The organism is Acinetobacter sp. Ac8 (genome assembly GCF_055392545.1).
Map to the genome: position 1 here is coordinate 1,475,728 of NZ_AP043689.1, position 24,302 is coordinate 1,500,029.

General features: G+C 37.4%; 20 protein-coding genes and 1 pseudogene. 13 read left to right on the plus strand and 8 right to left on the minus strand.

The genetic code is table 11. The features are described 5' to 3' along the window. Positions 1-111: 111 nt before the first annotated feature. Entirely contained in the window at positions 112-519 is a 408-nt protein-coding gene (gene rnk, locus ACZ5QH_RS07090) for a nucleoside diphosphate kinase regulator (RefSeq protein WP_004820092.1), read from the plus strand. Positions 520-601: 82 nt separating this feature from the next. On the opposite strand, the gene ACZ5QH_RS07095 is transcribed toward rnk, so the two are convergent. Beyond that, a complete protein-coding gene (locus tag ACZ5QH_RS07095; protein WP_303576462.1) occupies positions 602-2,143 on the minus strand; it encodes a DUF4139 domain-containing protein in 1,542 nt (513 codons plus the stop codon). A gap of 266 nt (positions 2,144-2,409) precedes the next feature. On the opposite strand from ACZ5QH_RS07095, the gene ACZ5QH_RS07100 reads away from it, so the two are divergent. The 4 genes from ACZ5QH_RS07100 to ACZ5QH_RS07115 all read left to right on the plus strand — a co-directional run bounded on the left by ACZ5QH_RS07100 (position 2,410) and on the right by ACZ5QH_RS07115 (position 6,990). Beyond that, complete coding sequence (locus ACZ5QH_RS07100) at positions 2,410-2,907, plus strand: chorismate--pyruvate lyase family protein (RefSeq protein WP_004820096.1); 498 nt, start codon at positions 2,410-2,412, stop codon at positions 2,905-2,907. 17 nt (positions 2,908-2,924) lie between these two features. Beyond that, positions 2,925-3,803, plus strand: coding sequence for a 4-hydroxybenzoate octaprenyltransferase (gene ubiA / locus ACZ5QH_RS07105; RefSeq protein WP_303576463.1), 879 nt, complete (start codon positions 2,925-2,927; stop codon positions 3,801-3,803). A gap of 219 nt (positions 3,804-4,022) precedes the next feature. Beyond that, positions 4,023-5,264, plus strand: coding sequence for an alpha/beta hydrolase family protein (locus tag ACZ5QH_RS07110; protein ID WP_303576464.1), 1,242 nt, complete (start codon positions 4,023-4,025; stop codon positions 5,262-5,264). A 463-nt stretch (positions 5,265-5,727) separates the two neighbouring features. After that, the gene (locus tag ACZ5QH_RS07115) at positions 5,728-6,990 is read left to right on the plus strand and encodes an alpha/beta hydrolase family protein (RefSeq protein ID WP_303576465.1); all 1,263 of its coding nucleotides are present in this window, start codon (positions 5,728-5,730) and stop codon (positions 6,988-6,990) included. Positions 6,991-7,084: 94 nt separating this feature from the next. Here ACZ5QH_RS07115 and ACZ5QH_RS07120 read toward each other — a convergent pair whose 3' ends face one another. The 3 genes from ACZ5QH_RS07120 to ACZ5QH_RS07130 all read right to left on the minus strand — a co-directional run bounded on the left by ACZ5QH_RS07120 (position 7,085) and on the right by ACZ5QH_RS07130 (position 10,794). Further along, on the minus strand, positions 7,085-8,443 hold the full coding sequence (locus ACZ5QH_RS07120; RefSeq protein WP_096735489.1) for a nucleobase:cation symporter-2 family protein: 1,359 nt from the start codon (positions 8,441-8,443) through the stop codon (positions 7,085-7,087). Positions 8,444-8,778: 335 nt separating this feature from the next. After that, positions 8,779-9,963 carry a YbfB/YjiJ family MFS transporter gene (locus tag ACZ5QH_RS07125; RefSeq protein WP_303576466.1) on the minus strand — a complete coding sequence of 395 codons (1,185 nt, stop codon included), beginning with the start codon at positions 9,961-9,963 and terminating at the stop codon, positions 8,779-8,781. A gap of 255 nt (positions 9,964-10,218) precedes the next feature. Next, positions 10,219-10,794, minus strand: a complete 576-nt coding sequence (locus ACZ5QH_RS07130; protein WP_096733614.1) for a flavin reductase family protein — start codon at positions 10,792-10,794, stop codon at positions 10,219-10,221. Positions 10,795-10,990: 196 nt separating this feature from the next. Between ACZ5QH_RS07130 and ACZ5QH_RS07135 the strand changes: the two genes are divergently transcribed. Then, on the plus strand, positions 10,991-12,382 hold the full coding sequence (locus ACZ5QH_RS07135) for an L-cystine transporter (RefSeq protein WP_303576467.1): 1,392 nt from the start codon (positions 10,991-10,993) through the stop codon (positions 12,380-12,382). A 218-nt stretch (positions 12,383-12,600) separates the two neighbouring features. On the opposite strand, the gene ACZ5QH_RS07140 is transcribed toward ACZ5QH_RS07135, so the two are convergent. Further along, entirely contained in the window at positions 12,601-12,930 is a 330-nt protein-coding gene (locus ACZ5QH_RS07140) for a hypothetical protein (RefSeq protein WP_004820122.1), read from the minus strand. 187 nt (positions 12,931-13,117) lie between these two features. Here ACZ5QH_RS07140 and ACZ5QH_RS07145 point away from each other — a divergent pair, with 187 nt between their 5' ends. The 4 genes and pseudogenes from ACZ5QH_RS07145 to ACZ5QH_RS07160 form a co-directional block, all read left to right on the plus strand. Beyond that, a complete protein-coding gene (locus tag ACZ5QH_RS07145) occupies positions 13,118-13,948 on the plus strand; it encodes a PhzF family phenazine biosynthesis protein (protein WP_303576468.1) in 831 nt (276 codons plus the stop codon). A 150-nt stretch (positions 13,949-14,098) separates the two neighbouring features. Next, positions 14,099-16,873: a M16 family metallopeptidase gene (locus ACZ5QH_RS07150; RefSeq protein ID WP_239046080.1), complete on the plus strand. Its 2,775-nt coding sequence runs from the start codon at positions 14,099-14,101 to the stop codon at positions 16,871-16,873. Between the two features lie 353 nt (positions 16,874-17,226). Beyond that, complete coding sequence (locus ACZ5QH_RS07155; protein WP_034612234.1) at positions 17,227-17,637, plus strand: hypothetical protein; 411 nt, start codon at positions 17,227-17,229, stop codon at positions 17,635-17,637. A gap of 53 nt (positions 17,638-17,690) precedes the next feature. Then, positions 17,691-17,920, plus strand: a pseudogene (locus tag ACZ5QH_RS07160) (transposase domain-containing protein); the annotation flags it as partial. A 105-nt stretch (positions 17,921-18,025) separates the two neighbouring features. Here the strand turns inward: ACZ5QH_RS07160 and ACZ5QH_RS07165 are convergent. Continuing rightward, a complete protein-coding gene (locus ACZ5QH_RS07165; RefSeq protein ID WP_004721908.1) occupies positions 18,026-18,805 on the minus strand; it encodes a ferredoxin--NADP reductase in 780 nt (259 codons plus the stop codon). A 99-nt stretch (positions 18,806-18,904) separates the two neighbouring features. On the opposite strand from ACZ5QH_RS07165, the gene tsaA reads away from it, so the two are divergent. After that, positions 18,905-19,633 carry a tRNA (N6-threonylcarbamoyladenosine(37)-N6)-methyltransferase TrmO gene (gene tsaA, locus ACZ5QH_RS07170; RefSeq protein WP_244015523.1) on the plus strand — a complete coding sequence of 243 codons (729 nt, stop codon included), beginning with the start codon at positions 18,905-18,907 and terminating at the stop codon, positions 19,631-19,633. A 91-nt stretch (positions 19,634-19,724) separates the two neighbouring features. On the opposite strand, the gene ACZ5QH_RS07175 is transcribed toward tsaA, so the two are convergent. Further along, positions 19,725-21,194, minus strand: a complete 1,470-nt coding sequence (locus ACZ5QH_RS07175; RefSeq protein ID WP_303576469.1) for a CYTH and CHAD domain-containing protein — start codon at positions 21,192-21,194, stop codon at positions 19,725-19,727. 189 nt (positions 21,195-21,383) lie between these two features. Then, positions 21,384-22,844, minus strand: coding sequence for a CYTH domain-containing protein (locus tag ACZ5QH_RS07180; RefSeq protein WP_303576470.1), 1,461 nt, complete (start codon positions 22,842-22,844; stop codon positions 21,384-21,386). 310 nt (positions 22,845-23,154) lie between these two features. On the opposite strand from ACZ5QH_RS07180, the gene ACZ5QH_RS07185 reads away from it, so the two are divergent. Beyond that, positions 23,155-23,538, plus strand: coding sequence for an Mpo1-like protein (locus tag ACZ5QH_RS07185; protein WP_262085515.1), 384 nt, complete (start codon positions 23,155-23,157; stop codon positions 23,536-23,538). A 125-nt stretch (positions 23,539-23,663) separates the two neighbouring features. Next, positions 23,664-24,290: a thiamine phosphate synthase gene (gene thiE, locus ACZ5QH_RS07190; protein WP_303576471.1), complete on the plus strand. Its 627-nt coding sequence runs from the start codon at positions 23,664-23,666 to the stop codon at positions 24,288-24,290. The last annotated feature ends 12 nt before the right edge of the window (positions 24,291-24,302 follow it).

Consider the following 24,302-nt stretch of genomic DNA (forward strand, 5'->3'; position numbering starts at 1 on the left):
CATGCTGAAATTTACGGCTTGTGGCTTAATTCATTTATGAAATGTCAACAGACCCATTATAAACATCGCTGCTATACCCAAATGATGTGAAAGATCGAAGGAATTAGGCACATGGCTAGTAAACCAAATATTATTATTTCAGAACAAGATTTACATCGCTTAGAAACGATGTTGGAACATCAGTCGAAGTTGACTGTGACAATGCAGCATTTAGAAGAGGAATTGGCACGAGCAGATGTGGTTGCACCTCAAGATATGCCGCCCAATGTGGTGACGATGAATGCAAAGGTTTTAATCACCATTGCACCTTCTACGGAAGCAACCGAAATTACCTTGGTCTATCCGCATGATTTTCGTGGAGAGGCAGGGCAGGTCAATGTGGTTGCACCTGTAGGTACCGCAATTCTTGGCTTGGCTGAGGGACAGGAAATAGAATGGCCGCAGCCTGATGGTCACTTGATGAAAGTAAAAATTGAAAAAATATTATATCAGCCTGAAAGAGAAGGCGATTATCTCTAATACTTATCAAAATTAACCGCATTTAGCTGATTAAAATAAAAGCCCAGTCATGACTGGGCTAAATTTTGTATAAAAACTAAAGTTAAAACCCTGAAGTTCTTCCTTTGCTTGGATATTTAAATTGATGCTGGATATCTAATTTATAAATCTGCTTTGGATTTAAATCAATTTGCCATTGGTTGATATTGGGTTGCCCATTCCATTGTGTTGCGGTCGGTGGGATATTATAGGTTGATTGTGTGCTGAGTTTACCGTTCTGGCTTTGTGGTTCAGCTTCAAAAATTGTGACTTGAATTGGGTAGCTATGTAAGTTTTGCACTGAATATTGCTGTTTTCGGATGGTTTCAGATTGAGTACCTTTGACTGGATTTTTCTTATCAGTTAAATCAGTCACTTTAACTTGAATTTGATCATCTGTACCAAAGCTCATTTGAAGTGCTTCATCTGCGCTATTGCTCCAAGCTCTTTGTCCAATATAGTCGCCATCACGATAAAGTTTTACTGTTCCAGAAGGCCAATTTTGATCAAGTTTTGAAATTTCAGCATTAATTGTCGCTTGAGTGCTTTGCTTAGGAATTGCCCAAACTGAAAGTTTTGCGGCATATTGTTCAGTACTTAAAGGTAAAAAGATTTGCTGTTGGCTGCTGGGAATGGAGGCTTTGGTTTCTGAACGGAATTCAGTGCTAAAATTTAAATCAGCCGCTTGAAATTGTGGAAATTGAGGCGGGGCTTTTTTGGCCTTAGCTGTCGACTTTTCATCATAACTCATTTCAGCTAAAGCCATAGGCGCTGGTGCAACGGGATAAATTGGTCGTACAGGTTCTGGTTCATAATAGTTGACCCACCATTGTTGTGGCTGGACTTGTTGAACGTAGTTTTGCGGTGTTGCTGTAGACAATGCCAATTTAACATTGTTCCAGTCTTCACCCGTTTTTTGTGCAATCATTGCCATACGGGTGAGTTTAATTTGCTTGGTTTGGGTGTTTAATTCGGCTTTATATATCGGTTGCCAACGTGCATAAGGCACCATATAGCTAATTTTAATTTCACCACGTTGCGGGGCGTTGACATAAAACTTAAGTGTGCGTTGGTTAAACTCGCTGTCGCCAATGGCATTTAAGTCTTGTTCAAGTTCTTGTAAGCGTTGTTGTAACTTTTCTTTTTCAGCTTTGGCTTGATCAATCGCAATAAAAGCTTCATAGGCTTGTTTACGTACTTTTGGCGCAGAGCCTTTAATGACATTTTCTAGAAACTTATTTTGTAATTCAGCCGCCTGAATAATTGAGTTTTGTTCAGAAATTTTCTTTTTAATATCCTCTATATTATTGCGCAATTGAGAAGACTCATTTCCAGCAGGTTTATCCAGTGCGCTATCTGTATGAGAAACCGCATTGACCTCAATATTGCTACTTTGATATTGCAGTTGATCGATATTGAAGTTTGCCGCAAGGCCATTCAGGATAACGAGTTGTTCTCCTGCTTGTACAGGGATGGTTCGTTCAATTTTTGCCAGTGTAGGATACAGGGTGACTTGTTGAATCGGTGAATTGGATAAGTTAAGTGCAAAGCTATATGTTGAAGGAATGCATAAAATGCTGAGTTGTAGTGCTGTTTTTATATTCATTATGCGAGGCCCTATAATACCTGAGATCAGTGTTAATATTTAAAATGTAGCAGAAAGTGATACAAATCAAAATAGTGATTAAAAGAGAAAACCAATTGGTGTGAAGTGGATGAAATAAAGTTATTTTAATTTTCACTTGAATCTCGCGTTTCTCTGTTTTTATTTTTGATGGATTGTTCATTCAATTTTAGGATTCAGACGATCAATTTAAACAAAACAAAAAATTTCAGTTACACTAAGTCATCCAAAATTTGAAGGGCTGAACATTGAAACAATCATGCACAATACGGGATAAGACGTTTCCTCCTGAATTAAAAACATGGTTGTATGCACAAGGTTCATTGACTCAGCAGTTGACTGATGTCGCGGGTGGTGTTTTTAAAGTTCAACCGATTCAAGAGCATTATCAAAGAATGAGTGTGCTGGATAGTCAATGGATGTTGATGCCACAGCAACACACCTCATGGGTACGTGAAAGTTACTTATTTGGTTGTGATGCACAGCCATGGGTCAAAGCAAAAAGTATTTTTCCTATTCTCAGTATCCATGGCAAAGCACGTTTGTTTAAGCATATTCGAACCAAGCCGATCGGAAAATTTTTATTTCAACGCACCAATCCGTTGTGTGAACGGCGTGTTTTAAAATTAGCAGAAGGTTGGACACGTCAAAGTTGTTATACTTGGCATGGTTGTAAATTTATTGTTCAAGAAACTTTTTTACCTGCCTTTGAGCAATTTTTGCAACAACAGCATATTTCAAAATAGAGTATTGAAGGACTGTCATGTCGATCGCGCAACACACCACTTGGCAACAACGCTTAGAAGCTTATTATTATCTGTGTCGTTTTGATAAACCAGTTGGGACAGAATTGGTTTTATGGCCGACCATGTGGGCATTATGGATTGCTGCAGAAGGTATCCCTGATATTGTGACACTGGTTGCAATGGTTTTGGGGACAATTTTTATGCGAGCAGCTGGTTGTGCGATCAATGATTTTGCTGATCGTAAAGTAGATGCACATGTGGAACGAACTAAAAATCGCCCTCTGGCTACTGGGGTGATCTCTGCCAAAGAAGCAGTCTGGGTGTTTGTGGGGTTGGTGGCAGCCAGTGCGTGTACTTTGTTTTTCTTACCGATCGCAACTTTTTACTGCGCGCTTGCTGGATTAGTCCTCGCCTTTATTTATCCCTTTATGAAGCGTTACACCCATTTACCACAAGTGGTCTTAGGGATGGCATTTTCATGGGGAATCCCTATGTCATTTACCGCAATGGGAAAACCCTTAGACTGGACCTGTTGGTTGCTTTATTTTGGCAATTTAGCATGGACGGTGGCGTATGATACCCAGTATGCAATTACAGATCGTGAATATGATTTAAAAATTGGTGTGAAATCAACTGCCATTCTTTTTGGAAAATACGATATTCAGATCATCTCTTTATTGCAATTGACCAGTGTATTGTTGATTGGTACAGCATTGTATTTAGAAAATATATTGATTCCATTTGGCTTGATTGCCTTGTTATTGGTTGTTGCGGATTTTATTTATCAATGGACAAAAACCAAAGCGCGCGATCCACAACTATGCTTTTGGGCATTTAGACATAACCGTTGGGTTGGTTTAATCATTTTTGTTGGTATTTTTATTGCATTATTTTGATTTTAAATTATTAAAATAAACCACTGTTGGAATTTCATCTCTATTTATAATATTACGAAATATTGATGAAATTTCACGAGATAAAGAAAAGTAATAATTTATAAATGTGAGATATTCCTCTGTTTTATTAAAAAATATTGTAGCAAGACGCATTTATTTATGCTTAATTAAGGGTGAACACGGAGCTGTTCAAACAATAAAAAAATTGAGGAATTGGTAATGAAAGCAATATTTAAACAAACCCTATTGGCAATAACTTGCGGTTCAGCATTATTCTTAACTGCATGTAATGATGATGATAACAAGGATAACTGGGGTTCAAATAAAGATTATGTGTCTGAAAGTACTTATAATTTAGGTCGCATGCCTGAGGCTGAATCAATCAAAGTCATGACCTATAATATGCCCTATGTACTTGGAGAAACTAAGAAAGCTACAGCTATGGTTTTTGTTCCAAAAACCAAGAGACCTACTGATGGTTGGAAGGTAGTAGTTTGGGAGCATGGTACTGTAGGTGTGGGTGATGGTTGCGCACCGAGTAGAAATGAAATTAATGATCGATTTATACCGATGGCACAGAGCTTATTAAAAGAAGGCTATGTGATTCTCGCCCCTGATTATGAAGGCTTGGGCACGCCAGGTATGCATCCATATTTAAATTTAAAGAGCGAAGCAAACTCAGCAATTTATGCAGTGAAAGCATATAAAGAGCGTTATGGTAATAAAATCAATGGTCAATGGATGTCGGTCGGGCAATCTCAGGGCGGACAAGCGTCTTTAGGTACAGCAGAGTTTTCCAATAGTGATGCCAACTATAAAGGTGCTGTGGCAGGCGCACCAGCCTCAAGTTTGGGGGAAATTATTGCTGATGTTGCACCGAAAGCGATTCAAGGTATTCTTCAAGATGAGCAAACAGGGAAAAAACCAGTAGGTACTGCAGCTGGAGTTTATGCTACGTTATTGACCTATACATCTTTTGCTGTTGTTGGCGTGACTGCTTATGAGCCTAAGTTTAATTATCGAGATGTGTTTAAAGAGCGTTCAAAAAGTATTGTCGCATTAGCAGAAGGTTCAACGGGGGAGAACGGTTTATGCTTTGTTGATTTGCAGAAAAAATTTGTCGATGATATTAATGACTATACCGCTAAAAATGCAGGTAAAACCGTTTTAGATTATCCAGGCTTAATTGATAATTTCCAAGAGAATCCGACCTTGAAAAAATTCTTGGTAGATAATCAACCTGCAACGAAAAGAATTAATACACCTGTGATGATTATTCAGGGAACTGCTGATACGTCTGTGCCTTATACGGTTACAGATAAATTACAACAGGGCCTAAAAGCAATGGGAACAGATGTCACATTCTTAGCTGTGAAAGATGCAACGCATACTGGAGCGATTATGGAGAAGAATGCTGAACTGGTTGATTTTATTAAAAAACATATGCCGACTACGAAATAATTGTTTTTAGAAAATTATCAAATTATTGGGTTTTCTTGGTAGTTAAATAGGGATTAGCAATTTATAGAAAAAGCAGAGTTTCCATCGAAGCTCTGCTTTTTTATATTTATGTATGCTCAATTTATACACTTTTATAGAAGATTTGATTGGCTTTTGATCAAGGCTATTTATAAAGCATGATCACTATTTCTCTCAACTGGCATTCGAGAGCACATTTTTTTTGAGTTATTTCTATGATCCATAATGATGTATTTCTGCGTAATCCGTGGGATGGTTTAATAACTGATGCTGGCGTTTCTATTGCATGAATTTGGTTTAATCGAATTTAAATTAAAGATAAGCATTTGTATCTATATATTATTTTACTATTTGGTTAAAAGTATCCTAGCAAGATACATTTTTTTATGTTTAATTAGTAGCTTGAACACGGAGTTGTTCAAACAATAAAAACTGAGGAATTTGAATGAAAACATTATTTAAACGAACATTATTGGCAATGACCTGCGGTTCAGTATTATTTTTAACTGCATGTAATGATGACGATAATAACTGGAATAACTGGAATAACTGGAATAACTGGGGTTCAAATAAGAATTATGTATCTGAAAATACATATAATTCAGATGTAATCAATGAGGCTACATCAGTCAAAGTCATGACTTATAATATGCCGAATGTACTCGGTGAAACCAAAAAAGCCACAGCAATGGTTTTCATTCCCAAAACAACACGACCTAGTGATGGTTGGAAAGTTGTGGTTTGGGAGCATGGTACAGTGGGTGTGGGTGATAGTTGTGCCCCAAGTCGAAATAGATTTAACCCACGATTTAAAAATATGGCGCAAAGCTTGTTAAATGAGGGTTATGTGATTATTGCCCCAGACTATGAAGGCTTGGGCACACCGGGTATGCATCCGTATCTAAATTTAAAGAGTGAAGCAAATTCAGCGATTTATGCAGTGAAAGCATATAAAGAGCGCTATGGTAATCAGATCAATGGTCAGTGGATGTCTGTCGGCCAATCGCAGGGTGGGCATGGTTCTTTAGGAACTGCTGAGTTTTCCAATACCGACTCAAACTACAAAGGTGCTGTCGCAGGCGCACCTGCCTCAAGTTTGGGTTATATTATTTCTGTCGTTGCGCCACAAGCAATTCGAGATATCCTTCAAAAAGAACAAGCTGGAACAGCCCCAGTAGGTACGGCTGTTGAAGTTTATGCTGAATTATTGGCATATGCTGCTTATACCACAGTTGGTGTGACTGCCTATGAACCTAAGTTTAATTATCGAGAAGTTTTCAAAGATCGTTCAAAAAATATTGCAGAATTTGCGGAAGGTTCAACGGGTGAAAATGGCTTATGTCTAGATGAATTGCATAATAAATTTGCCGATGATATCCGTGATTATATTGTTAAGAATGGTGGAAAAACTGTTTTAGACTATCCTGGATTAGTCGATAATTTCCAAGAAAATCCTACGGTAAAAAAATTCTTAGCCGAGAATCAACCTGCAACCAAGAAAATTAATAGTCCTGTGATGATTATTCAAGGAACTGCTGATATGGCTGTACCTTATCCTGTCACAGAAGCATTACAACAACGCTTAAAAGATATGGGTACTGATGTAACATTCTTACCTGTGAAAGATGCGAGTCATACTCAAGCGATTGTTGAAAAGAATCCTGAATTGGTTGCCTTTATTAAAAAGCATATGCCAACCACAAAATAATGGTTTTAAGAAAAGCATCCAATCATTTGCTGTTCTTAATGGTTAAATAGAGAGTAAAAAAGCAGAGCTTCGATTCAAGCTCTGCTTTTTTATCTCAATGTATGGCTGTTTGTACATTTTTGACTGAAGATCGAACAGGTTTTTTACCAAATGAAAGGTGATTAAAGAAAATATTGAGTAATACTGCTGCTATACAGGTCGCGCTTATTCCTGAATGAAATAAAGTTTGGAATACTTTGGGAAAGGCATGAAAGAAATCAGGGCTGATTAAAGGAATTAAACCCACACAGATCGATACGGCTACAATGATGAGATTGGATTGGGTTTGATAATCCACTTTAGATAATGTACGAATACCGCTTGCTGCAACGCTACCAAATAAAACAATACCCGCGCCACCTAAAACAGGCATCGGAATCGCAGCAATTAAACGTCCGAAAATCGGTAATAAACCCAGTACAACTAAAATAGCACCACCTGTTGCTACCACAAAACGGCTTTTAACACCTGAAATGGCAACCAGTCCCACGTTTTGGACAAATGCACATTGCATAAATGAACCAAATAATGGCGCAATCGCAGAAGATAGCATGTCTGCTCTTAAACCATCTGCCAAACGATGACTATCCATTTTTGTATCAACAATTTCACCAATCGCTAATAGGCTGGCTGTTGTTTCAGTAAGGATTACGATGGTCACGATACACATGGTTAAGATCGCGGACATTTCAAAGCTCGGTAGACCAAAAGCAAATAGATGTGGGAAAGCAAATAAATCACCATTGCCCACTTTTGAAAAGTCGGCAACACCAAGCAGGATGGTAAAAATTGCACCAACAATAATTGAGATGAGTACGCCTAGGCGCGCCATTGTAGCTGAACCAAAGCGACTCACCACAAGTAGTACGCCGAGGGTAAAGGCTGCAATCCCTATATTTTCTAGTGAGCCCCATTCGGGTGCTTTAGGGTTACCGCCCATAATCCAGCGGATTGCAACAGGTAAAAGTGAAATCCCGATAATGGTAATAATTGAACCCGTCACAATCGGTGGAAAGAAACGCACTATTTTTGAGAAAAAGGGAGTAATCAATATCCCGAAAATAGAACTGACTATGACAGCACCGAAGATCGTTTGGATATTTCCCCCAGTTGTACCAATCGCGATCATGCTTGCGACAGCAGCAAATGAAGTGCCTTGTACAATTGGAAGTTTTGCACCAAACCACTTTAGTCCAAGCGTTTGTAGTAATGTTGCCAAACCACCCACAAGAATAGATGCCGTAATTAATAAGGCAATTTCAGCTGCATTTAGACCAATCGCCGTACCTACGACCAAAGGTGCTGCAATCAGACCACCATACATGGTGAGTACATGCTGTAAACCAAATGTCAGGTTCTTTCCCGCACTTAAAACTTCATCTTCAGGTTGAATTTTTTTAATTTCAGTATTCATCTTAAAACCTTTATGACTTTGCCATCCCTGCATTACAAAGAGCAATTTATATGCCAAATGGTCAATAACTGTGAGAAAAGTGCTTTAAGTGAAAGCTAAAACTTATGTGTTTGAGGTTGATATTTAAATTATTTCTTTGTGCAAAGCCGATTATTTTACGGTGGATAAAGCTTAGCGTGTTTAGATTGGCGCGATTCTAAAACGAAGCACTAGGCTTCTTTCATCTGTCCTTTTTTAAAGCATAGATTAAGATAAAGCACCCTCATCCTGATCTTTTTCGAAGGGGAGGAGAAGTTTTTAATAGCAATATGATTCACGCAACATGATCATTTATTTTAGCTTTTATGCAGTTGTGTTTGATGGGTTATAGAATAGATAAAAAATTGTGCTGTACCTACAGCGAGTACACCTGAGGCAAGTATAAATTGCTGATGATAGGAAACACCCCAATGTTGCAAGCTACTAAAACAGATTCCACCAACCAATTGAGTTACAGCAAAAGCTAATGTTGCTATGCTCCATAGTTTTTTATAGGCCACATGATAAAGATGTAAAATGGTATATGAAGTAAGGAAAACCACAGCAGGATTAAGCAAACCTGTAAAAAAGGATGAGGTATAGGTAAGGATTGGATGGGTTGAAAAAATCGCAATAAAGATCGCCAAGACATACAGGCTATATAATATTTTTAATGCGGTAAAATTGCTAAATTTTCGTGTCAGTAAGTAAGCACTGATTGCACCTAAGGCACTGCCTGAACCATACAAAATCCAATTCAAGTTAATTAGATATAGATTAAGATGTAGGGTGTTTTTAAGATAATCAATCCAAAACAATGAGTGGGGAACATAGGCAAAAGCGCTAGAAGCATAAACAATCAGCAAACTAAAATACATGCCATTGACTGTCCCCGTCTGATTGTTTGCTACGCTGATATGATCTAGATGATCTTTAAATAGATTGAGTAAATAAACGATGATCAAACAAATGACAGCAGAGAATGCAAATAAAATCATCCATGCAGATTGTGTGTTGATTCTGTCGAGATAAGGCAAAAACAGGGTTGCCAATAATACCCCAATGCCAATACCACTAAAGCCAATGAAGTTGATGGTTAAACGTTCTTCAGCTTTGCTGCAATGTGCAACGATACTGGGTGCTAGAATCATCAATAAGCCACCACTGATGCCAGAAATGACACGCCAAAAGACATACCAGCTTTCGGGAAGACCTGAAAAAGCACAACTGAGTAAACTCACCGTTCCAGAAAATGCCGCCAAAATGATATATCGAGGCATAGTAAAGTTTTGAGGCAGTTTCATTGCCCAAAATGCACCAATTAAATACCCCAACAAATTTGCACTGCTTAAGATACTGGCAAAACTGGAGTCCCAATGATAAGCAAGACGGGTAGAGGGCAATAATGCAGTATAGGAAAATCGGAGAATGCCAATGCCTAAACACATACACAGGCATAGAAAGATACTCAGCTGAATTTTATTCGATCCGATCTTGGTCATTGTGCAGATTATCCATTTTCCGTTAATTCACCTTAAGGTGAATTTAAAAAAATGACAATAAATAATCAGTATTTAGTTTGGGAATAATCAGGTCTTATTCACATAACTTAACCAGTTGGTAAAATCGGAGTTTACTCTGCGATAAGTATGATTAATATCAAGGGCTCAGTCTGTTTAGATCATTGAACAATTATAAATTAAACGTGATTTAGAACAGATTGGTCCATCGACAAGCAAATTTCGTAAGGATTAAGCCTATAGATTGGCATCTACAGGGTCTCCGATCGTATAGTAATGTCCACCTGCAACATGATGTAGGCTTTTCCATTCAGCGCCAACTTCATGGTAATACCAGTGACCATTGCGAAATACACGATCATCCGCATACGCAGCGACGACTTTGCCTATAAATAAATCATGGCTTTGTTGATTATGCGGTTCAGGAATCAGTTCACAGATCAACCATGCAGCGCAGCCTTCAACCGCAGGGAGCTGAAATCCCTCAAATTGGAAAAGTGGCGTATGGCAGTGTGAGAGTTTTTCAGGATCATTAAACTGACTGATTGAGCCTAATTGTTGTACCAGCTTAAGTTGTTTGAGTGTCGGTACTTGTAGGATGAAATGACCTGACTTTTCAACTAATTCACGAGTTTTTGTACTTTTGTCTAAAACCACACTCACTTTGGCAGGCACAAGTTCTAATGCACAAGCCCAAGCTGCTGCCATGACATTGTTTTCGTTTTCATACTGGGCTGAGACAAGCACGGTTGGACCGTGATTTAACAGGCGATAAGCCTTAGAAAGTTCAACAGTTTGGATATGTGAATTCATGAGATGGCCTATATTCTGGGTGTTAGTCTTTATTTGTATAAGCTTATACAAAAAATTCATGAGTGCGCTAAAGTGATGTTTTTATTATTAATAGTGCATGTTGAGAAAACAACACTTAAATATCAAAAAATGCTAAAGACTATTGGATATTTCACAATAAGCTTATAATAAAACGATCAAAACTATTGGAACTCGAATGAACTATACGCTCATTTTGAATATTGTCATATTCATTACCTTGATCATACTGCTGATGCAAACCAGAAAGACAGATTGGAGTCTGGCTAAAAAAGTGTTTGCCGGTTTATGTTTAGGTGTGGTATTTGGGCTAGGATTACATTGGGTTTATGGTACAAATTCTGAAATTTTAACTGAGTCTATTCAATGGTTTAATATCGTTGGAAATGGTTATGTTAAGCTTTTGCAAATGGTGGTGATGCCATTAGTGCTGGTCTCGATCCTGAGTGCTGTTATTAAGTTACATAATGCATCCTCATTAGGCAAGATTAGTATTTTTAGTATTGGTACATTATTAATCACCACATTTATTGCCGCTTTGGTTGGCGTGTTTGTGGTCAATCTATTTGGATTAAGTGCGGCTGGTCTTGTACAGGGGACACAGGAAACAGCACGTCTTGAAGCAATTCAATCTGAATATATTGGTAAAGTCACTGACTTAAATGTACCTGATTTTATTTTATCTTTTTTGCCGACAAATCCATTTGCTGAACTCACTGGGGCACATCCAACCTCAATCATTAGTGTGGTGATTTTTGCTACGATGCTCGGTTTGGCCGGGCTTAACCTGATCAGAGATGATGCCGAAAAAGGCCAACGTATCGTCACTGCAATTGATACTTTGCAAGCGTGGGTGATGAAGCTAGTTCGATTGGTGATGACGCTTACACCTTATGGTGTATTTGCCTTGATTACGAAAGTCGTGGCAAGTTCTAAAGCTGCTGATATTGTTAATCTCGGTGGTTTCTTGGTTGCCTCTTATCTGGGGCTAGCCATCATGTTTGCAGTACATGCAATCGTATTGTTGCTGACAGGCGTTAACCCAATCCGATTCTTTAAAAAGGTTTTACCTGTATTAACCTTTGCTTTTACCAGCCGTTCGAGTGCGGCAAGTATTCCATTAAATATTGAAGCACAAACTCGCCGTTTGGGTGTACCCGAGTCTATTGCCAGCTTTTCTGCTTCATTTGGTACAACGATTGGACAAAATGGTTGTGCAGGCTTATATCCAGCAATGCTTGCGGTGATGGTTGCCCCAACAGTGGGGATTAATCCACTTGATCCGATCTGGATTTTAACTTTAGCTTGCGTAGTGACTTTAAGTTCAATTGGCGTTGCAGGTGTCGGTGGTGGCGCAACTTTTGCTGCACTGATTGTTTTACCGATTATGGGTTTACCCGTGACTTTGGTAGCTTTACTGATTTCCATTGAGCCTTTGATTGATATGGGGCGTACTGCGTTAAATGTTGATGGTTCGATGACTGCAGGTGTTGTGACCAGTCAATTGATGGGACAGACAGATCAAAGCATTTTACTTTCAGATGAGAGAGAAGAGTTAAAACATAGTTAACTTATTTTTCTATATTATTTAAATGCCATAAAAAACACCTAAATTAAATTTAGGTGTTTTTTTTCAACTCAAGTTTATCAAACATACTCTGATTCATTAAACGCATATTCATTACACGCTGATTCATTAAAACAAGTCAGAGTATTCACGACTATAAATAGCAGTTTATCACGATCATATTGCTGATAAATATCATGACCTGCTGGCGCTAAAAGGTTCTACTTTGCTGCTTGATTACACTCCGCTAATTCTTTTGAATTTTTTGTCCAAATTTTTCCAGCAGAATTTTTATAGAAGGTGATTTTCCCAATTCGGGAGACCAAACTTTGACATGAGTCTATTGAAAGTTGATTGCCCCAAGGACCAGACATTCGACATACAGTACCGTCGCATTTCCAAACCACATTAGGGCCATTCTCTATAGGTACGGTTACTGTCCCTTTATGTGTGGTTCCAGCAATCCAAATGGTATCGGCTGCAAAAGTCAGTGGAGAACATAGGATTAGGCTGCTTATAACGACGCTTTGGAGTTTTATGCTTATTTTCATCGTGCTTATTCCATAATTATTGATCTAGGAAAGGTTATAAACTTCAAATGAATCTATAAAACAGTTGTATTTTAAATGGTCTATACGATCAAGCTCAAGTTTTAACTGTAACCATTTTAAAACATAGACTGTATCTGTAATCATTTTTAGTATCACTTAGAATAGATTAAAATGAGGAGTTTTGACAATGAAAATGTACCAAGTTGATGCTTTTACACAACAATTGTTTAAGGGCAACCCTGCTGCTGTATTGGTCTTAGATGACTGGCTGGATGATGCTTTGATGCAAAATATTGCCTTAGAAAATAATTTGGCAGAAACTGCTTTTGTAAAACGCATTGATGATGAAAATTATCAAATTCGCTGGTTTACACCACAGGTTGAAGTCGATTTTTGTGGGCATGCGACCTTAGCTTCAGCTTTTGTTTTATTTAAAGACTATACCCAAGCGAAGACGATTCATTTTCATGTTAAAGATTTGGGTATTTTTATCATCCAGCAAGCTGAGGATGGAAAGATCCAGATGAATTTCCCGATTCGTCAGCCACAAAAATTAATCGATTATCCAGAATTATTGAATCATGTCATTGATCAGCCTTTTAAAGAAGTCTATCTCAATGCGCAAGCGTATATTTTAGTTTGTGAATCTGCACAAGACGTGATAAATGCAACACCAAACTTAGCCAATATCCGAAAAATTGCAGAACAATATCATGTGAGTACCGCATTAACTGCGGAGTCTGCAGGCTATGATGTGACCATTACCGCTGCTTCAAACGATTATGATTATGTGGCTCGCTATTTTGCCCCGCATAAAGGGATAGATGAAGATCCTGTAACAGGTTCTATGCATACTGGTTTAGCGCCTTTATGGGCTGAGAAGCTGGGTAAAAAACAACTTATCGGTTATCAGGCATCAGCGCGTGGTGGAAAATTGTTTTGTGCTCTTCAGGACAATCAACGTATCGAAATTTCAGGCTATGCACAGTTATTTATGCAAGCTGAGATTTTTATTTAAATTGATTTTGATATAGACATGCTCAAATCATTACAAAAGCCGTTGAAATAAACGGCTCTTTTTTCAAAACTTTACTATAAATTTTGTTCAGAATTTCTTAAGATGTTTAGCTTATAACTGTTTAAAATTTAAAAAATTCTGGATTCTCCTATGCTCATGCAGTTGAAAAAACTCACCTTGTCGCTTTGTATTCTTGGTTTTAGTGCGTCTAGTTTTGCTCAAGCCATCCTGGTTAAATCTGAACATAATATCGAAGAATATAAGCTAGAGAATGGCTTTAGAGTTTTACTTGCACCGAATGACAAAGAAAGTAAAGTCTTTATGAATACGGTTTATTTGACCGGTTCATTAAATGATCCACAAGGCAAAGGTGGCCTCGCACATTTACTTGAACATTTAGCCTTTAAAGGCACACAAGATGTAAAAGGCGAAGAATTTCAACGCCGTTTAGATCAATATACGTTAATGACCAATGCCAGTACCGATTATTATTCGACTAAATATACCAATATAGTACGTCCAGACCAAAATACCTTAAACGAAGTGATTTATTTAGAGTCACAACGTATGGACAAATTGGTGCTTCAAGAACAATTCGTTCCTTCAGAAATCAATATTGTGATGCGTGAACGCGAAGTGCGTATGGATCAGCCTTTTGCTGTGCTGATGGATCAAATGTGGAAAGCAGCCTATGGCAACAAGTCATTAGGTCGTTTACCGATCGGTGATCTTGCTGAACTACAGTCAATTAAAATGAATGAATTGAACAAATTCTATAAAGACTGGTATGCACCGAATAATGCGGTGATGGTGATTGCTGGTAAATTTGATAAAGCAGAAGTTTTAAAAGCCATTGATAAAAACTTTAGTGCGATAGCTGCACGTAAGATTCCTCAACAAGCAACAGTGCCTTTACTTGATTCTTCAACCATAAAAAATCGTAATTTTGTGGTGAAAAAGGGCAGTGATCTTGCCAAATTCAATATTTATATGAATGGTAAGAATGAAAAAATTCAGCCGGTATTAGCACTTGCGCCATATTTATATACCTTACAACCGAGTGGTCATCTATATTCCAGCATGGTAGAAACTGGTGTCGCGACCAATGTCCAGTCAACAACATGGTTAGATGATGATTTTAACTTGGTATTTATGGGGGCAATATATGCACCAAACCATGATGCTCAAAAAATTGACAGTGCGTTGATTGCCGGTGTAGAGAAAAATAAAAGTTTTGATGATGTTGAATTAAAACGGGTTAAAAATCTGATCCAGAACGCCAATGAGAGTTTATTGACCAGTGCAGCAGCTGTTGGTGGTATGTTGAGTGATTATGTGGTGTCATCACATGGCAATTGGGCACAATATTTTAAAGATCAACAGGCCATTCAAAAGTTAAGCGTAGCTGAAACTAATGCAACTTTAAAAGCATTTTTAACTGAGCAGCACCGTTTTAATGGTGATATTCAACCGACACCTGAAGATCAGAAAAAGGCCTTGGAGCAAAAGCAAGCTGCTGAAAAACCAAAAACTTTAGATCAACAAGCTGCTGCTGTAGAACCGTTAAAAGATGTCAGTGTTTATCAAGCCGAAGTTGCTCAATATGTTGAAAAATCGAAACAATATTTAACTGCAACAGAGAAAAAGATTCAACGTGGCACTTTAAAAAATGGGATGAAGTATGCTTTATTCCCAACCTCGACACGTGATGATAAAACCTATGCAACCATTGAGGTTAATTTTGGTACAGCTGAATCTTTAATGAATAAGGCACAAATCCTCGATTTTACGGCTTATTTATTATTACGTGCTTCTGAGCAATATAGCTTACAGAACATTGCAGATAAAACTATTGAAGCAAGTGGTGGAGCAACGGCAACGGCATCGGATAACGGGATTACTATTCAAATTTCAGCGAAAAAAGAAAAATTTGAAGAGTTCTTTAAATATATCGTGTCGGTGATGAAGAGCCCTAAATTTGAACAATCACAATTTGATTTAATTAAATTACAAAGCTTATCTAGTTTGGATCGACCATATACTGAGCCTGAAACAGTATCCTCTTTAACCATTGCACGCTTACTTGAAACCTATCAGCCGGGTGATTTACGTTATCATTTTGAACCAGAGTTGGCTAAACAACAGATTCAAGCAGCAACCAACCAACAAGTTATTGATTTATATAAAACATACTTTGCAATGGACCATGCCTTTATTGCTATCACTGGGCAGTATGATGCAAAACCGATCAAGAAATTACTTGAGCAACAATTTGGCAATTGGTCAGCTAAACAACCTTATCAGCGTCTATCAACAGAATTTACCACGTATAAAGCGCAGAAAGTGCATGCCCTTTCAGAGCAGCGTGAGTTTGGTAGTTATCAAGCTTTGCAGACCTTGCCTGTAGGTGTAGACAATAAAGATGCCGCAGCACTGATTGTCTTTAGTTATATTTTGGGTGACTCGCAATTGTCTTCACGTTTAGGACAAGAGCTTCGTGAAAAAAATGCGTTGGTCTATGGTTTTGGTAGTCAATTAAACTTGGACTCTTTTAATGAAGCAGGTGCATTGTCGATCGAAGCCAATTACACAGCAGGAAAATCTGCTGAAGTATCGCAAGTGGTGCGTAAAGTTCTGAATGACTTATTAGCGACTGGAGTAACCAGTCAGGAGTTGGAAGCGGCTAAAGCCAATATCATGAAGCAACGTGTGACGTCTTTAGAAGATGAGCGCGTAATTCATCGTATGTTAAACAGCCAGCTTGAACGCAATAAGAAAATGGATAGTCGTGCTTTAAGAGATCAAGAGTTTGCTCAACTGACCAAAGCTGATGTAGATGCTGTGATTAAGAAGTATATTAAACCTGATCAATTGGTTGAAGTGATGGCTGATCAATATGGTCAAGCTCAGAAAAATCTAAATTGATGATTTAAATAACTCATTGACTGAAGGAAAGCCATACATGTGTATGGCTTTTTGTTTTATAACGATACAAGATCAATAAAAATGAGTCATGGCAATGTCAATGATTGAAAATTTACTGAGTATATCGGGACAATAATTAGAACAAGTTTATTCTTAGTTATGAAATAATAGAAGCCTATATCTATAGTGATCAAGCACATGATCAATCGAGAGCTTTGGATATAGATTATGATTCAGGTATTCCACATGTACACGATTCGAAAAGAAGTGTTACTGGTAAGCTTATTAGAGGTTCTGGAAGACCGTATGAACCTGATAAAGATAAATATGTTAGGTAAAAATTAGAGTTATTTATGAGTTTAAAAAATTTATTAAAAATAATTCATGATGGTGTAATTGAAGGGGTATTCTTTGATAATAAACAAGATATCCTTATACTATTTGTGAGAATAGATTATGAGGTTAGATATGAATTAGTATTTAAAGGAGTTTTAGAATATAGGGTATTAGATTTTGGAAAACAAAACATTATTTCTAGAGTAATTAATTATCAAAAAGATAATTTTTGTCACGATGAAATATTTGAATTATTAAAATGGGTTTCTTCAAATTCTGATTCATCAACATATTGGTCGAATGATGAATTAAGAAAAATTGTCGAAAAAATTAAATCAAATGATTTAGCCCTACTTTATTTGGAACCTAGTGCTGGTGCAGAAATTGTAATTTTATTTTCAGATTGTATTGTAAAAATGCGAAATTAATATAATACAGTTTATGTTAGATATTTGAAATTTTTCCTTTATCAAGAATTGAAAATAACTGGATTGAATATCAGATAAATCCGTGGGCTTTGGGATTTAAGAAATGACTGTTTGCAGGCTTACTTATAAATGGGCAGAGAGCAGAAAATATTATGACTTTAATCCAGTTGGCTATGCTTAATGGTCTGGATATACCTATTTAAGAGATGTACTTTCAAGATTATTGACTCATGAAATGAAAGATATCGAAGAATTGCTGCTGTATAAGTGGAATCCTGCTTGAACTTAAGTGAGGTTCAAAAAAGCTGTACTAATTTATATCCATTAAATTCAAAAAAACCGAGGTATTCAACCTCGGCTTTCAATTTAACACTGCTTGAAAAATAAATTATTTTTCAACAAAAGCGCGTTCAATCACGTAGTCGCCTAAAACGCCCATTTTAGGGGATTCTTTCAGGCCGTGTTGGTCAAGGAGCTCGACAACATCGTCAAGGAATGCTGGGCTACCACAAAGCATTGCGCGGTCAGTTTCAGGATTAAAACGTGGTAAGCCAATTTTTTCAAATAAGGCACCAGATTCAATCGCAGTGGTTACACGACCTTGGGTATGGAAATCTTCACGGGTCACAGTTGGGTAGTAAACCAATTTGTCTTTAATCCCTAGCTCTTCAAAAAACTCATTGTTTGGAAGTTCGTTGAGAATCAGGTCTTGGTAAGCCAATTCAGAAATAAAGCGTGTACCATGTACAACGATAACTTTCTCAAAACGCTCATAGGTTTCTGGATCGCGAATCGTTGATAAGAATGGTGCTAGACCTGTACCCGATGAAAGAAGGTATAAGTTTTTACCCGGATTCAAATCATCAAGCACTAAAGTACCTGTAGGTTTTTTAGAAATTAGAATTTCATCACCAACTTTTACTTTTTGCAAAATAGAAGTTAAAGGACCATCAGGCACTTTAATTGAAAAAAACTCTAATTCTTCTTCGTAGTTAGCGCTTGCAATAGAATATGCTCGCATTAAAGGCTTACCATTGACTTCAAGACCAATCATCACAAATTGACCATTTTTAAAACGTAATGCAGTATCACGTGTGGTCTTAAAACTGAATAGAGTGTCATTCCAGTGGTGTACGTGAGTAATCTTTTCGACGTTGAAAGCAGCCATTAAAGGTCTCAATAAATTATCAAATTAGAACAGCCTGCTATTCTAATCTAAAATCATTCTCGATAAACTGAATATATTTAATTGAACTTATCAGAAAAAATGATTATGACTGAGTTAAGTCTCCCGATTATTGGGATTATGCGTTCTCCTTATGTTGAAAAATTTGGTATTCCTCGACAACCAAATCTGGTTCAGGTGGAGTCTTTTATCGAAATGCATGCACCCTACAATGTCTTGGAAGCATTTGAGGGAATCGAGGAATTTAGTCATTTATGGTTGATCTGGCAGTTTCATGACAATAAAAATCAACAAGATAAAGATAAATTCCGTCCTCAAGTGAGACCTCCACGTTTAGGTGGAAATAAAAAAATTGGTGTATTTGCAACACGCAGTATGTATCGCCCTGCACCGATTGGTTTATCTGTAGTACAACTTAAAGCTGTCAAAAAAGAGGGGAATGCAGTTCGTGTATATGTGACAGGCAGTGATCTCTTAGATGGTACGCCGATTGTCGATATTAAACCTTATATTCATTATTCTGATGCTGTGGATGCAGCGCAAAGTGGTTATGCCCAGTATGAGCCTGTGCGTAAACAGGTTATTTGGTCTGAGCATGCACAGCAATTAAAAAGTAAATTTCTTCAAACAGCTGATATAGACCCAAAATATATCGCTGAACTTGAGTCGGTACTGGCTTTAGATCCTCGACCAGCTTATCAGCACGATGATGCGCGTATTTACGGGATGCGTTTTGGGCAATTTAATATTAAATTTAGCTGTGCTGAAGAAGCGATCCTGATTCAGGGCATTGAGTCGTTCAGTCATTGAAAACGTGATTCCATATCCTGCTTAAAACTTATGCGCTTTTGTCTGATGTGATCGAAGCATCACGGTTTAAAGAGTAGGATAGTAGCTACAATTACTCTAAAAAGGCTGTTTTGGTAAACTGCAACAAATCTTGTTGTGATTTCAACAAAAGCCGTTGCTGTTCTGCGGCAATCCAGCCCAAAGCAAACCAGACCTGAGGTTCTGCTTTGACCATTTTTTTTAACACTTCTTCAGCAACAATCAGGTCATTGTAGAGCCCTAAACTTTCTTGAGCAGGCTTTATGGCTTTTAAATATTTTTTGATTTGGCTTTTATCTGATAATGATGCAACGAACTCAATACTATAACGCAAACGCTTTAAGTTTTTACGAGTACGGTGCCGTGCTTCAATGTCTAAATTTAAATAGTTTTCTGCATCAATTTGAATTTTGCGATGTAATTGTCTAACTTTTTTAAATGCTGCTTTATGTACAGCTATTTGAGATTTTTCACTTGATTCTTGGGCAATAAATTGAATGAGGGATAGGACCAAATAATTAAAATTAAAAGATCTAAACAGTTTGGTTAATTTTTGCGAATCGACATCTTGTGGTTCTGGAAGTTTAAACTTAGGTGCACCAGCAGCTTCAAGCTGAGGTAATAACTCCTCTCGAATCATATCTAAATCACGAGCCGAACCGAGTTGCCTAAATAATTCAGTTAACTGGGTTTGCCAAGTGGGATCGATATGCAAAGACCAATTGGAAAAGGTTTTTAAAGCACTTCTTAAGCGGCGAATTGCCACACGTGCCTGATGAATATGTTTGGAATTAAAGTTTTCAGATGCAATTGCTGTACTGTTGGGGAGTAGATGAGATAGACAATTATTCACGATCTTTTTTAATGCATTTTCAGGATGATCTTTTGGATCAAGAACAAGTGGCGTTTGCAACTGTACGGGATTGTCTGGAGAGTTTTGTGCAAGCTGAAAACCTTGCTGTGCTTTGCTACGGGTATCAAGCCATAAGTTATAGCGTTTCATCCGAGGTAAGATAAAAGAAATGAGATCTTGAACAGTGCCTTGTTTCAGTTCAAATTCTAATTCACGTAATGCGAGACGCTGTTGAAGGGCGATGATATGACCGTTATCATAACTGACTTCAATTTCACTATTTTGAAATTTAAATAAGCTGAGCTTTCTTTCGATGTCTGTTTGAAACTGGACTTCTAATCCGTCTTTATGTTGCTCTAATAAGTGTTTAATATTTTTAGCAATATGCTTATTGCTGAGATAATTTTTTAGATCTAATCCTGTTTCCGCGCTTTCGATATTTTCCTCAAATTCAGCACGTTTAAGCCTTTGTTCTGTTGGAAGTTTGAGGGTTTGTACCCATTGCTGATTTTCTTGATCATCTTCAAGGCGTTGACGAAGCGAAATGGAATGTTCAGACAAAATAAATTGTGCCGTATCATAGTATTTGGCTTGTAAGTGCTGAATATGGGTATCTTTTCTTTGAAACGCTTTAATGAGCATTTCTTGCTTTTCTTCAGGTATTTGGAATTTCAATTCAATTTCAAACATGCTTATCGTTCCATTCTTATTTTCTCGATTTTAATCCGATAAATTGTTTTTTTTGAGTTTTTAATGAATGATTACAAATTCGCAACGTGAATACTCATGCGACTACAAATATTCAAATTTATGCAGTATTTAAAGAGATGATTTTATTCAATAATTTAATCATTAAAACCATCTCTTCTTGCTGCTGATTTATTTTAAAAACTTACGGCTGACCAAGAACTGTTCTGTCGCTTCAAGCAGTTTTTCTGCATAAGCTTCTTGTTTTGCGGTAAGCCAGCCTAAGGCAAACCAATCACTGGCTTCTAGGTCGGTTTGTTGTAGGTAAGATGATGATGAAGCAAGCACTTGATATTGCTCACAAGCTTGTTGAGCATCATTTAAAGATTTCGCATATTTTTGTAAGTTTTTAACATCATAGATATTGGTTAGGATCGGAAAGCTAAATTTTAATTCATTTAAATGCTGAGCCAGCGCTTCTAAACTTTCAAGGTCAGATAGATCGGCTTCATTTAAACTTTCTTGTAACTGTCGATACTGATTTTGCAATGTATTTTGCGCAAACCATTTTAAGTCATGGGTTGGCGCTTTCGCAGACTGTCCTAAACTGAACATGAGTAATTCTAAATAGTGCTGCACATTTTGAGTCGATTTGACCAAATTGATGAGTTTTTCATTGGCATACAAAATATCCCGATCTAAACTTTGCGCTGTTTTCGGATTTTGCAGTAAAGCACCTAATGTACGTTGCATATGTTCAAAATGCTGTAAGTTTTTAAAGTGACTCTCAAACGCTGAAAGTTGATGTGACCATTTATCCGTTTTGGTATCTGTCCAATCTTTAAACAGAGAAAGACTTAAATGTAAATGGTGTAGGGCAGTCTGTGCTTGAATAATATGTTCAGGCTGGGCAACCTGTGCAGAAATCGCGGCAATATTTGGCAATAAATGTTGTAATTGACTGGCAATAAGCACACGTAAATTTTTATCTGCAGTGTCTTTTTTATTTAAAATGGTTTCTTTGCTGAGCTGTGCTGGACTGACTTTTTGATCCACAGTCAATAAGTGTCCAAACTCAGCTTTGCTACGTACATCGAGCCATAAGTGATACTTTTTAACCCATTCAAAACTAAAGGCTAAAAGTGATTGAATTGAGCCACTTTTTAATTCAAATTCTACTTCATGAATTTCTTGTTTGGAGGTTTCAGTTCTAACTTCACCAATATCGAGACTGATTTCAATTTCAGCATCTTCAAACTGAATCACACGGATGGTACGTTGGATGTCAGTTTCAAATTGTAATTGGAGTTCATCAAATTTATCCCCCAATGCATTTTTTAACACAGCAAGTGCTTCGGGTTTATTCTGGTAAATATCAAGATCTAAATGAGGGGCTTCAGCAAGCTCACCTAAATCAATATTGTCTTCAAAGCGTTGTAAATGGCTTTTGGTGGCGGCTTTTAATGTTTGTACCCAACGCGTTCCTTCTAAGCGTTGACGTAGTGCAGCGCCGTGTTGGGACATCTGACGATCAGGTGTGTCGTAGTATTTTGCTTGTAATTGAATAATTTGGGATTTTTTAGGATCTAATGCTTTGAGGAGTGCATTGCGGCGGGCTTCCGGAATTTGAAACTTTAATTCAACTTCAAGCATGTGAGGGTCCTAAGTGTTAATCATGGTTATTAGAGAGTTAAACATTCTTGAATGTTTAATCTGGCATTGTAACTTAAAATGTGTCATCAGAAGACTTGTATAGCATGCCATTTGAGTATTTTTTACCGCTATATCGTTACTAATTAAATATTTAGAATGGCAAAATTTCCTATTTCGTGACTTGTATAGTCTGGGCAATACTTGAAGTCGCAAATATAGATGAATTGTCAACAGACTTGATATTGAATTTGGCTGTTATTGCAGCATAAAATAAACTAAGCTGATTAAAAATAAAACAGGATGATTGATCATGAACGCGTATGTTGAGCCTAAATCGGAATTAGAGCAAAACCCGAAGTTTGAATTACCAATTAAAAACTATTCAGAATTTTATCGTTTTTATTTAACTGAACACCGTAGCATGATGAGTCGCCGTTTGCATGCAGCTGGAAGTAGTCTCGGTATTTATTTCTTTAGCAAAGCAATTCGTCAACGTAAAGCAAAATACGTGGCCTATGGACTACTTTCTGGCTATGCATGTGCTTGGGTGGGGCATTTTGTATTTGAGAAAAATAAGCCAGCAAGCTTTAAGCAACCACTTTATAGTTTTATTTCTGACTGGCGTATGCTTTCCGATATTGTACGTGGCAATTTAAGTTTAAAAGACCGTAGTCTAGATAAAATTGAGAGCTAATCTTGTCAGTATGGTAATAAATTAAACAAAAAAGCTTAGAGATTTCTAAGCTTTTTTGTTTTTGTCACGTCTTCACTGAGAAAACTTGCTTATAATCCATTTATTTGATTGTTTGAGAATATTGAATGCGCGGTCTTTACCTGATTACCAACGACGATCCAATCCAATTATTATTAGAAAAACTCGAAGCTGCTTTAAGCACTAAGCAAGTCGCTATTCTTCAGTATCGCCGTAAAAAAGTCGCTCAATCTGACCAAACCAATGAAGTGAAGCAGATCAAGCAACTGTGTGAAAAGTATCAGACATCATTTTTGATTAATGATGATTTAGATTTAGCTGAACAATTTAGTTTAGGTGTGCATCTTGGGCAGTCTGATGGTGAAATTTCAGATGCAGTGCAACGTTTACCACAAGGTGTCATCATTGGGCGAACTTGCTTAAACTCAATTGAGTTGGCTGAAAAAGCAATCGCTGAAGGAGCAAGCTATGTGGCTTTTGGCGCAATTTATGCAACATCGACCAAACCTGAAGCTGGTAATATTGGTCTAGCGACATTACAGCAGGCATCTAAAAAGTTTGATTTACCTATTTGTGCCATTGGCGGTTTAACGGTTGAAAATTCTCAAGCTGTGATTGAGGCTGGTGCTGACCTTTGCGCAGTGATTAGTGATATATTAGCTCTATCAGTTGAAAATATTCCTGCCCGTGTCGCAGCTTGGGCACAGTTATTTGCAGAAACTGCAAAATCTTAATTTGTATCGTGA